This window comes from Candidatus Clostridium helianthi (genome assembly GCF_045310795.1).
Lineage (GTDB): Bacteria > Bacillota > Clostridia > Clostridiales > Clostridiaceae > Clostridium > Clostridium helianthi.
Genome location: NZ_JBJIAB010000039.1, coordinates 1 through 12159 on the forward strand (window position 1 = coordinate 1; position 12159 = coordinate 12159).

The following is a 12159-nucleotide window of genomic DNA, read 5'->3' on the forward strand; positions in this document are numbered from 1 at the left end:
TTGCTGTAAATAAAGATGATTCAGCTCCAATAATGAAAATTGCTGACTATGCAATAGTTGGTGATCTTACTAAAGTAGTACCAGAATTAATAGCTCAAGTTAAAGAAATAAAGAGCGCTGAATAATTATTCGGTTAATTTAGATATATTTTTGTTAGATTGTACTATTGAAAGTTAATAATGTAACATTAAAGATAATTAATTAACAATATTATTCAATAAGTAACAATTAGATAATTATGAAGTTAATCCTTAGTTAAAATATATATTTTAGCTAAGGATATCTATAATGAAAAGATTTAGAGGAGGAATAATTCATGAAAAAGATTTTTGTACTTGGAGCAGGAACTATGGGTGCTGGTATCGTTCAAGCATTCGCTCAAAAAGGTTGTGAAGTAATTGTAAGAGACATAAAGGAAGAATTTGTTGACAGAGGAATAGCTGGAATCACTAAAGGATTAGAAAAGCAAGTTGCTAAAGGAAAAATGTCTGAAGAAGATAAAGAAGCTATACTTTCAAGAATTTCAGGAACAACTGATATGAAATTAGCTGCTGACTGTGATTTAGTAGTTGAAGCTGCAATCGAAAACATGAAAATTAAGAAGGAAATCTTTGCTGAATTAGATGGAATTTGTAAGCCAGAAGCGATTTTAGCTTCAAACACTTCATCTTTATCAATTACTGAAGTTGCTTCAGCTACAAAGAGACCTGATAAAGTTATCGGAATGCATTTCTTTAATCCAGCTCCAGTAATGAAGCTTGTTGAAATTATTAAAGGAATAGCTACTTCTCAAGAAACTTTTGATGCTGTTAAGGAATTATCAGTTGCTATTGGAAAAGAACCAGTAGAAGTTGCAGAAGCTCCAGGATTCGTTGTAAACAGAATATTAATCCCAATGATTAACGAAGCTTCATTTATACTACAAGAAGGAATAGCTTCAGTTGAAGATATTGATACAGCTATGAAATATGGTGCTAACCACCCAATGGGACCTTTAGCTTTAGGAGATCTTATTGGATTAGACGTTTGCTTAGCTATCATGGATGTTTTATTCACTGAAACAGGTGATAACAAGTACAGAGCTAGTAGCATATTAAGAAAATATGTTAGAGCTGGATGGCTTGGAAGAAAATCAGGAAAAGGATTCTATGATTATTCTAAATAATATCATGAATATATGGAAAAACTCAAGTTTATGCTTGGGTTTTTTTATTTTTAGGGAAATATATAAATAACTACTAGATTACATAAATAATTTTAAACTAAATAATATTGTAAAATTCAACAAAACATTTTATTACTGTTAAGTAAGTGATATAATATATTAAATAATAACTATTTTCTTAAGATTAATTGCATAATTTAATTGAAATATTGGATATTAAAAAAATAAATAGTTAAAAGATATAATATAGGTGGCATACATCAGAAAATGGGCAATATAAACTGTGACATAATCTTTAGAAAAAAACCTTAGTGTAGAATATATTATTTAAAGAAGAATATATGAATGAAATAAGTTTAAACTAAAGTTAATATGATATTATGTTTATTAATGATTTCACTAAAGAGATAAACATATAATTTGAATATTCATAATCTGAGAATAGGATTCATCAATATCCATACTAGACTATAAGATGATAAAAACTAAATAATTTTGTACTGTAAGGGAGACGGATAATAAAATGGATTATAAATCTGTAGAATTTTATGATAATTATTTAATAATAAAAAAATTAAGCAATTTTAAATTAAAACATATATTTGAGTGTGGGCAAATTTTTAGGTTTGAAGAGATAGCAGAAAATAATTTTATTGTAATTGCATTTGGAAGATTAATTGAAGTTAAAGAAGACGGAAATGATGTAATAATTTATAATTCTACAAAGGAAGATTTTCAAAATATTTGGCTTAAGTATTTTGATTTAGATAGAGATTATTCAGTTATAAAAGATGAACTTTCAAAAGATGTTTTACTTAAACAAAGTATTGAATTTGGATATGGTGTTAGAGTTTTGAATCAAGATCCATTTGAAATGTTGCTTAGCTTTATTATTTCAGCGAGAAATAATATACCGTCAATAAAGAAGACTGTAAATAAAATATCTAATAAATGGGGAAAAGAAATTATTTATAAGAATAAAACTTACTATGCGTTTCCTAATATAGATGAAATAAAAGATGCTACATTAGAAGAAATACAGGAGACAGGAGCATCTTTCAGAAGTAAATATATTTTTGATACAATAAAAAATGTATATAATTCTAAAACAGCAAAAGAGGACCTGAAAGCAAATGATACAAATGAATATATAAAGTATGATCTAGATTATATTAAAAATTTAGATGATGATGACTGTCACAATGCACTTCAAGAATTCAAAGGTGTAGGTTCAAAGGTAGCTGACTGCATAATGTTATTTTCAATGGAAAAGACTTCAGCATTCCCAGTAGATGTATGGGTTAAACGTGCGATGATTCATTTTTATGGGGCAGAGGATGCGTCTCTAAATAAAATTAGAATTTTTGGAAGGAACAAGTTTGGTAAATTAGCAGGTTTTGCGCAGCAATATTTATTCTATTATGCGAGAGAGAATAAAATAAATGTATAGAATAGAATAAAAAAATTTATTATAGAATGAAAAGTCTAGGATTTTATTTCCTAGACTTTTATTTCGTCAAGAAATATTAGAATAATATGTTCAATAATGTTAATAATTTATCATTGATGTAATAATATAAATGTCATATAAATCCCTTGATATAACTAATATAATGGCAAATAAACAGATCTGAAAAGAAGTGGAAATACAAGAAAAAACTTTAACTAAAGTAGCTGAGAAATACCACTATATACATATGAAAATAGAACGTATATTAAGAAAATTTAGAAAATTTAAATTATATAATATTTGTTATAATTTTAACAAGAGTATGCTATAATTATTTTGTATTATAAATGTAAGATAAAAATTATTCATGGGAGAGTGTGTGTAATGTTTCAGTTTGAGAATCAACTTCTAGCTTTAAAGCACGAGGTTCTTACTAGAGTTGCTGTATTAGCAAAAGAAAATAATATTAGTAAAGAGGAAATAGAAAAAATTCCTTATGCTATGATTGTAGGAGAAGAACCTAAGTATAGAGATTCAGTTGAACGAGAAAGAAATGTAGTATTAGAGAGAGCAAAACTTGCAGCAGGATTTAAACCAACAGGCAAACATGGACAAGATTTAGTTGATATAGAAGAAGAAAAACAAATATTATATGTTATAAAAGAAGCATGTGATAGATGCCCAACAAAGAAGTTTCAAGTTACTGATGCATGTAGAAATTGTATAGCTCATAAGTGTCAAAGTGCATGTAATTTTGGAGCAATTACATATGTTGATGGAAGAGCTTATATAGATCCAGATAAATGTAAGGAATGTGGAATGTGTAAAAAAGCATGTCCATATGATGCTGTTGCAGAAGATATGAGACCTTGTAAGAAGTCATGTCCAACAGGTGCATTAAGCTATAATGCAGAAGATTTGAGTGCTGAAATTACAGAAAGTAAATGTGTAAACTGTGGTGCATGCATGTCAGCATGTCCATTTGGAGCTATAGAAGATAAAAGCTCATTAGTTAAAGTTATTAATAGATTGATGGATAAAGAAGAAAAAATTTATGCTGTAGTTGCACCAGCAATAACAGGGCAATTTGGGCCTAAAACAACTTATGGACAAGTTAAGAATGCAATTAAGGCATTAGGCTTTGAAGATATGGTAGAAGCTGCGTGTGGAGCAGATGCAGTTACTGTACATGAAAGTAATGAGTTTGTAGAGAGAATGGAAAATGGGGATAGCTACATGACAAATTCATGTTGTCCAGGATTCCTAAGCTATATTGAAAAAATGATGCCAGATCAAGCTAATAAAATTTCAGGGACAGTTTCACCTATGGTAGCAACGGGTAGATATATAAAATCTAAAGATAAAGATGCAAAAGTGATATTTATAGGGCCTTGTACAGCTAAAAAAAGTGAAGTTCTAATAGAATCAATAAAAGATGCTATAGATTATGCATTAACTTTTGAAGAATTAGTAGCCTTATTTGATGCATTTGGAGTTGATCCTACAACTTGCGAAGATATAGTAGTTGATGGAGCTTCAATATTTGGTAGAAATTTTGCTGTAGGTGGTGGATTAACTGCTGCTATAGAGAATTATGTACAAGAAAAAGGTGTTAATATTGACTTTAAGCCAGTAAAGATCTCAGGTGGAGCAGAAATTAAAAAGACTATGACAATGGCTAAGGTTGGAAAGTTACAAGGAAACTTTATTGAAGGAATGATGTGCGAAGGTGGCTGTATAAATGGGGCAGCTAAAATTGTATCAGTAATGAAAGCTAAAGCGCCATTTACAAAATTAAATCAGCAAACAAGTACTAAGAGTGTATTAGCTAATACGACATTAGGCGAATACAATGAAATAAACTTAGAAAGATAATATGAATATTGATTTTGAAATATAATTAAGTAATTAAAAATTCTATTATTATATAAGTGCTCTAGGCAATGAGATCTTTAGAATTTAAAATTATTTATGAAATTTAATAGCTTTATTCTCTATATAATGTCATAAAAACTCTAATCAGTAATATGTTTATTTGGTTAGAGTTTTTTATTATTTTAAAAATTCATAATATTAATAATAATATGGAGAAAATTTAAGTAAATGCGATATATTTTGAGATAAGGAGTAATATTCGCTGAAAAATGGGATATAATATTAGAAGTAATGTTTGAATTATATGGATATAAAGGATATTATAATTATGTTAGCACTCGACAATGATGAGTGCTAACAGAAAATAAACTGAAATGATAATATATATTTTAAGGAGGGTTTTTTCATGAACATTAAACCACTTGGTGAAAGAGTAGTAATTAAAAAATTAGAGGCAGAAGAAAAGACTAAGAGTGGAATAGTCTTAACTGGTACTGCAAAGGAAAGACCACAAGAAGCAGAAGTGGTTGCAGTAGGACCTGGAGCTGTTGTAGACGGAAATAGAGTAGCTATGGAAGTAAAAGTTGGAGATAAAGTATTATATTCAAAATATGCTGGAACAGAAGTAAAGGTTGATGGCGAAGAATATACTATATTAAAGCAAGATGATATTCTAGCAATAGTTGAATAGTTAAAATGTTCATAAATCGATATTTAAATATAAAAAAGAAATTCAATTAGAAACGATAATAAATAACATATATAAGGAGCGTGTGATATAAATGGCTAAGATGTTAAAATTTGGAGAAGATGCAAGAAGATCTATGCAAATAGGTGTGGATAAATTAGCAGATACAGTTAAAGTGACTTTAGGACCTAAGGGAAGAAATGTTGTTTTAGATAAAAAATTTGGTGCACCATTAATTACAAATGACGGTGTTTCAATTGCAAGAGAAATAGAATTAGAAGATCCATATGAAAACATGGGGGCTCAATTAGTTAAAGAAGTTGCAACAAAGACTAATGATGTAGCAGGAGATGGAACTACAACTGCAACATTACTTGCTCAAGCAATAATTAGAGAAGGTCTAAAGAATGTTACAGCTGGAGCTAATCCAATACTAATTAGAACAGGTATTAAAATGGCTGTAGATAAAGCTGTTGAAGAAATCCAAAAGATTTCTAAGCAAGTAGATGGAAAAGAAGATATAGCTAGAGTTGCTGCAATCTCAGCTGCTGATGAAGAAGTTGGTAAGTTAATAGCAGATGCTATGGAGAAGGTTGGTAACGAAGGCGTTATTACTATAGAAGAATCTAAATCAATGGGAACAGAATTAGATGTTGTAGAAGGTATGCAATTCGATAGAGGATACGTATCACCTTACATGGCTACAGATACTGAAAAAATGGAAGCTGTTTTAGAAAATCCATATATATTAATAACTGATAAGAAAATTTCTAACATACAAGAGATATTACCAGTGCTTGAACAAATAGTTCAATCTGGTAAAAAGTTATTAATCATTGCTGAAGACATTGAAGGAGAAGCAATGGCTACATTAGTAGTTAATAAATTAAGAGGAACATTTACTTGCGTAGCTGTTAAAGCACCAGGATTTGGAGATAGAAGAAAAGAAATGTTACAAGATATTGCAACATTAACTGGTGGAACAGTAATCGCTGAAGAATTAGGAAGAGAATTAAAAGAAGTTACTATTGATATGCTAGGTACAGCTGATAGTGTTAAAGTAAATAAAGAAAACACTGTTATAGTTAATGGTAAAGGTGATTCTAATGCAATAAAAGAAAGAATTAACCAAATTAAAGCTCAAATAGAAGAAACTTCTTCAGAATTTGATAAAGAAAAACTACAAGAAAGATTAGCTAAATTAGCTGGAGGTGTTGCAGTAATTAAAGTTGGTGCAGCAACTGAAACAGAATTAAAAGAAAAGAAACTTAGAATAGAAGACGCATTAGCTGCAACAAAGGCTGCTGTTGAAGAAGGAATAGTAGCTGGTGGTGGAACTGCTTATGTTAATGTAATAAACGAAGTTGCAAAATTAACTTCAGATGTTGCTGATACACAAATTGGTATCAATATAATAGTTAAATCATTAGAAGAACCAGTAAGACAAATAGCTACTAATGCAGGTGTAGAAGGTTCAGTAATAATTGAAAAAGTTAAGAATAGTGAACCAGGAATAGGATATGATGCATTACATGGAGAATATATCAATATGATAAAAGGTGGAATAGTAGACCCAACTAAGGTTACTAGATCTGCACTTCAAAATGCAGCTTCAGTTGCTTCAACATTCTTAACAACAGAAGCAGCAGTTGCTGATATTCCAGCAAAGGAAACACCAATGCCAGGTGCTCCAGGAATGGGAATGGACGGAATGTACTAAAATATATAAATTAAAGAATTATAAATATTTAATTTAATAAATAGAGAAAGTGCTCATAGGTACTTTCTCTATTTTGCTTTTTAGTATTAAAAAATAAAGTGCTTAATAGCCGTTAACATATCTATGTAATTTTAAAAAGTATTTTATATATTTAAGCTTATGGAAATCATAGCAATGTAACTTTATATGAAATTTATATATTAGAAGTCAATATTAGAAACTATTAGAGAAAGTTTTCCATTTATTGTATAAAAGATTGCCCATTAGACATAATTTAAATAAAAACATTAATAGGAGATGGATAATGAATAATGATTTCTTTATACATTAAATGTAAATTTAGATTCAAAGATAGTACGTCAAAGAAAAGCTTGTGTAAGAAGAGAAAGAGAGAAGCTTTTACTTTAATTGAAATGATTGCAGTAATTGCAATTATTGGGATTTTAGCGGTTGCTATTTTACCTAAAGTGAATGGCTATATAAATGAAGCGAAAAAAGTTAAAGTTGTAGATCAGTGCAGAAAAGTAATAATGGCCGTTGAATCATATAATTTAAAAAGTGATTCTCATTTAAGTGAAAGCACTAGTGTAAGTTCGGCTATAAGCAACAAAGGGATTAGTAAATATTTAGATGGAGTTGAATTTGGTAATTTAAATACTAGTAGCACAAGTTTAAAAAATTGTTATGATGTAGTAAATGGTGCAGAATTTGATTTCACAGAAAATACAGATATTTTAAATCCGACGACGATTGATAATGGATCTACCAAAGATGATGTAAAAAAATAGAAAAGATATCGATAACAATAAATTTAACTTACATTATTGAAGTAAATTTGCAATTTTAGCTTCAAATTTATTGACTTTAGATTGTACATACATTATAATAATTTTAATTTAAAATATAGCACATTTGAAAACTTATATATACCTTGAATATGGCAAGGAGTATCTACCGGGAGCCGTAAATTTCCGACTATAAGTGATATTAGTATAGGCTAAATCTATAGATTTATTAGCATATTAACATCACTTTTGAGGTTAATGTGCTTTTTTTGTACAAAAAAACAGTACAAGCAATGCAAGTAAAAAATCATGAAATACTAAAAATGAAATAAATAATTCAAAAACAGGAGGAACTATAATGGGAAAAATAATTAAGACTGCATATACTTTTGATGACGTATTATTGGTACCTAATAAATCGGACATATTACCAAGAGAAGTGAGCACAAAAACAAAAATAACAAAGACTATAGAATTAAATATTCCTTTAATGAGTGCAGGAATGGATACTGTAACTGAGTCGAAGATGGCAATTGCTGTTGCAAGAGAAGGCGGAATCGGAATAATACATAAAAATATGACTATTGAAGAACAAGCAAAAGAAGTAGATAGAGTTAAGAGACAAGAAAATGGAGTAATTACAGATCCTATATTTTTATCTCAAGATCATCTTATTCAGGATGCAGAGAACTTAATGGCACAATATAGAATATCTGGAGTTCCAATAACAACTCAAGATGGAAAACTAATTGGGATAATCACAAACAGAGACATAATATTTGAAACAAATTACCAAAGAAAAATTTCAGAAGTGATGACAAAAGATAACTTAATAACTGCTTCAGAAAATACTACTGTAGAGGAAGCAAAAGAAATATTAAAAAAGCATAAAGTAGAAAAGTTACCTTTAGTTGATAGTGAAGGTCGCCTAAAGGGATTAATTACAATGAAGGATATTGAAAAAGTTAGAAAATTTCCAAATGCCGCAAAAGATAAAAAAGGTAGATTATTATGTGGTGCAGCAGTAGGTGTAACTGGAAACATGATGGAAAGAGTTGATGCACTAGTTAAAGCACAAGTTGATGTTATAACTCTTGATACAGCACATGGACATTCAAAAGGAGTTTTAGATGCTGTTTCACAAATAAAGAAAATATATCCTGATCTTCAAGTTATAGCTGGGAATGTTGCTACAGCGGAAGCAACAGAAGATCTGATAAAGGCCGGAGCAGATTGTGTTAAGGTTGGTATTGGACCGGGATCAATCTGTACTACAAGAGTAGTAGCTGGGGTTGGAGTCCCTCAATTAACTGCAGTTATGGATTGTGCAGAAGTAGGTAAGAAGTATGGAGTTCCTATAATTGCTGATGGTGGACTTAAGTATTCAGGGGATATAGTGAAAGCGCTAGCAGCAGGAGCTTCTGCAGCAATGATGGGATCATTATTTGCAGGATGTGAAGAAGCACCAGGGGAAATGGAAATATATCAAGGAAGAAGTTATAAAGTTTATAGAGGAATGGGATCTTTAGCTGCTATGGAATGTGGATCTAAAGACAGATATTTCCAAGAAGGAAATAAGAAATTAGTACCAGAAGGTGTTGAAGGTAGAGTAGCTTATAAAGGCTTTGTCTCAGATACTATATTCCAATTATTGGGCGGAATTAAGTCGGGAATGGGATATTTAGGAGCAAAGAATTTTGAAATTTTATATGAAACAGCTAATTTTGTAGTTCAGACAGCTTCAGGTCAAAGAGAAAGTCACCCACATGATATTAACATTACTAAGGAAGCACCTAATTATAGTGTAGGGCAATAGTAAAATGCACAGTTCACAATCATAAAATATACCACTTATGTGAACTGTGCATTATTTGATTAACTGATAATTATATAGATTATTTAAGTTAGTATTTATAATTTTCGGTGAAAATTGTCTCAATTTATTGATAAAAAGATTTATTTAGTTGATAATAGAATTTATAAGAAGAGTTTAGGAGGAGAACATGAAAAGAGATTTAGTTTTAGTTGTTGATTTTGGTGGACAATATAACCAGCTAATAGCGAGAAGAGTAAGAGAATGTGGCGTTTATTGCGAGATTATTCCATATGACTATACTATAGAAAAGATAAAAGCTAAAAATCCAAAGGGGATAATATTCACAGGCGGACCTAATAGTGTTTATGGAGAAGACACTCCAACTGTAGAAAAAGAAGTATTTGAATTAGGCGTGCCAGTACTTGGAATATGCTATGGTGATCAACTAATGGCGCATTTACTAGGTGGAAAAGTTGCGACAGCGCCAGTAAGAGAATATGGAAAAACAAATGTAAAAATAGATAAATCATCTAAATTATTTGAAGGAATTGAAACTGATGGTATAGCTTGGATGAGTCATACTGATTATATTGAAGAAGCTCCAAAAGGATTTAAGGTAATAGCAACTACAGAAGTTTGTCCTGTTGCAGCTATGGAAAATGAAGAAAAAAGGCTTTATGGAGTTCAATTCCATGCAGAAGTTGAACACACTCAATTTGGGCAAAAAATGCTAGAAAACTTTATACACAATATTTGTGGATTAGAAAACAGCTGGTCTATGGGATCTTTTGCAGAAGAAAAAATAAAAGAAATAAAAGAATTAGTTGGAGATAAGAAAGTGTTATGTGCTTTATCTGGTGGAGTTGACTCTTCAGTAGCAGCAATGATTGTACATAAGGCTATTGGTCACAACCTAACTTGTATATTTGTTGATCATGGTTTACTAAGAAAAGATGAAGGCGATACTGTTGAAAGAGTATTTAAGAAGGAATTTGATATGAACATTAAGAGAGTTAACGTTTCAGATAGATTCCTTGGAAAACTTGCAGGAGTATCAGATCCAGAAACTAAGAGAAAAATAATCGGCGAAGAATTTATAAGAGTTTTTGAAGAAGAAGCTAAAAAACTTGGTCAAATTGATTATCTTGTTCAAGGAACAATTTATCCAGATATCGTAGAAAGTGGAACTAAGACATCAGCAACTATAAAATCTCATCATAATGTTGGTGGACTTCCAGAAGATATGCAATTTGAACTTATAGAACCATTAAGAGAATTGTTTAAAGATGAAGTTAGGGCAGTTGGAGAGGAACTTGGCATTCCTCATAAATTGGTTTGGAGACAGCCTTTCCCAGGTCCAGGTCTTGCTATTAGAGTTTTAGGTGAGATTACAGAAGAAAAACTTGAAATAGTTAGAGAAGCAGATGCTATTTTCAGAGAAGAAATTGCAAATGCAAATCTTGATGAATCTATTTGGCAATACTTTGCATGTTTACCTAATATCCGTTCTGTTGGAGTTATGGGAGATGAAAGAACATATTCTCATACAATAGCTTTAAGAGCAGTTACATCAAGTGATGCAATGACTTCTGAATGGGCAAGAATTCCATACGAAATTTTAGATTTGGTAAGCAGAAGAATTGTAAATGAAGTTAAGGGAGTAAACAGAATTGTTTATGATATAACTTCAAAACCACCAGCTACTATAGAATGGGAATAGGATTGAGGCTTATTAAATAAGGTGGCTAGACACTTAAAGAAAATATAATAAAAAATTTAGTGGCTTAGATATTATCTAAAAAAGGTAACATTTAAGCTACTTTTTTATTGATTCTTTGAAGATGTGATAAATGAGAAAAGGAGTGAAAAAATGGTAGGAAAGAAATTTACAATGACAACACTACTAACGTTAGATTTTCTGAATAATCTTTTTAAAGCAGTAAATACATATTTTCTCTAACTAATAGCAAATAAAGTACAACAGCATAATATATTATTAGATAGTTATTAAGTTTTATAGGCAAATCAATAATAATTTGATCCTAGTAATACTTTAACTAAGCGCTTTAGCAATGATTAAACGAAAATTAATGCTGATTACGAAGGAGAGGAAATAATGGAAAACAGAAATAATAGAAATTGCAGACGTTGTAATTGTGAAGAAGAACGTGGAGAGATGGATAGTAGAAATTGTAATCCTTGTGGTAATGGAACTCTTGGAGCTAACGTAAATAATGACTGTTTAGCTGATGCGTTGGAAGATGCATATAATGATGGCTATAAAGATGGATATCGTGATGGGTATGAGGATGGAAATACTGCAGGAGAAACAGCAGGAGAGACAGCTGGATACAAGCAAGGATATTGCGATGGGTATGAAAAAGCAAAACAAGAGGTCTTAGATTATATTAGAAGAAATAGATGTTGTAGATGCTGTTAAGCAGAACTAAATTATATAATAAGTAGTTATATAAAAAAAGGTGTTTATAAGTGATTGAAAAATCATTGTTAAACACCTTTTTTATTTAATATAAATATGGTTATAGCGATAATTTAAATAGTTCATATTAGATAAGAGTTAATTAAAAAGTTACTTTTAATACTAATTGAATACAATTGTGCAAACATTTTCTTTGCGGAGGAAAAAGACAGCATTAATC

The 12159-nt window shown here is 30.2% G+C and carries 9 protein-coding genes, 1 pseudogene and 1 riboswitch; all 10 genes and pseudogenes read left to right on the forward strand.

Annotated elements, in window-relative coordinates; all coding sequences use genetic code 11:
* A pseudogene (locus tag ACJDTP_RS21960) lies at positions 1-125 on the forward strand (electron transfer flavoprotein subunit alpha); the annotation flags it as partial.
* Between the two features lie 191 nt (positions 126-316).
* The gene (locus tag ACJDTP_RS21965) at positions 317-1165 is read left to right on the forward strand and encodes a 3-hydroxybutyryl-CoA dehydrogenase (protein ID WP_011967675.1); all 849 of its coding nucleotides are present in this window, start codon (positions 317-319) and stop codon (positions 1163-1165) included.
* A 523-nt stretch (positions 1166-1688) separates the two neighbouring features.
* A complete protein-coding gene (locus ACJDTP_RS21970; RefSeq protein ID WP_406762483.1) occupies positions 1689-2615 on the forward strand; it encodes a DNA-3-methyladenine glycosylase family protein in 927 nt (308 codons plus the stop codon).
* A gap of 384 nt (positions 2616-2999) precedes the next feature.
* A complete protein-coding gene (locus tag ACJDTP_RS21975) occupies positions 3000-4490 on the forward strand; it encodes a 4Fe-4S dicluster domain-containing protein (RefSeq protein ID WP_078116949.1) in 1491 nt (496 codons plus the stop codon).
* A 406-nt stretch (positions 4491-4896) separates the two neighbouring features.
* Positions 4897-5181 carry a co-chaperone GroES gene (gene groES, locus ACJDTP_RS21980; protein WP_008427174.1) on the forward strand — a complete coding sequence of 95 codons (285 nt, stop codon included), beginning with the start codon at positions 4897-4899 and terminating at the stop codon, positions 5179-5181.
* 91 nt (positions 5182-5272) lie between these two features.
* The gene (groL, locus tag ACJDTP_RS21985; protein WP_078116950.1) at positions 5273-6898 is read left to right on the forward strand and encodes a chaperonin GroEL; all 1626 of its coding nucleotides are present in this window, start codon (positions 5273-5275) and stop codon (positions 6896-6898) included.
* 311 nt (positions 6899-7209) lie between these two features.
* The gene (locus ACJDTP_RS21990) at positions 7210-7686 is read left to right on the forward strand and encodes a type II secretion system protein (RefSeq protein ID WP_168982910.1); all 477 of its coding nucleotides are present in this window, start codon (positions 7210-7212) and stop codon (positions 7684-7686) included.
* 112 nt (positions 7687-7798) lie between these two features.
* A riboswitch (purine riboswitch) is annotated at positions 7799-7896 on the forward strand.
* Between the two features lie 145 nt (positions 7897-8041).
* Positions 8042-9499, forward strand: a complete 1458-nt coding sequence (guaB, locus tag ACJDTP_RS21995; RefSeq protein ID WP_077839136.1) for an IMP dehydrogenase — start codon at positions 8042-8044, stop codon at positions 9497-9499.
* A gap of 187 nt (positions 9500-9686) precedes the next feature.
* Positions 9687-11219 (forward strand): glutamine-hydrolyzing GMP synthase, encoded by a 1533-nt coding sequence (gene guaA, locus ACJDTP_RS22000; protein WP_017209829.1) that lies wholly within the window; start codon positions 9687-9689, stop codon positions 11217-11219.
* 396 nt (positions 11220-11615) lie between these two features.
* Entirely contained in the window at positions 11616-11939 is a 324-nt protein-coding gene (locus ACJDTP_RS22005) for a FliH/SctL family protein (RefSeq protein ID WP_017209830.1), read from the forward strand.
* Positions 11940-12159 lie beyond the last annotated feature (220 nt).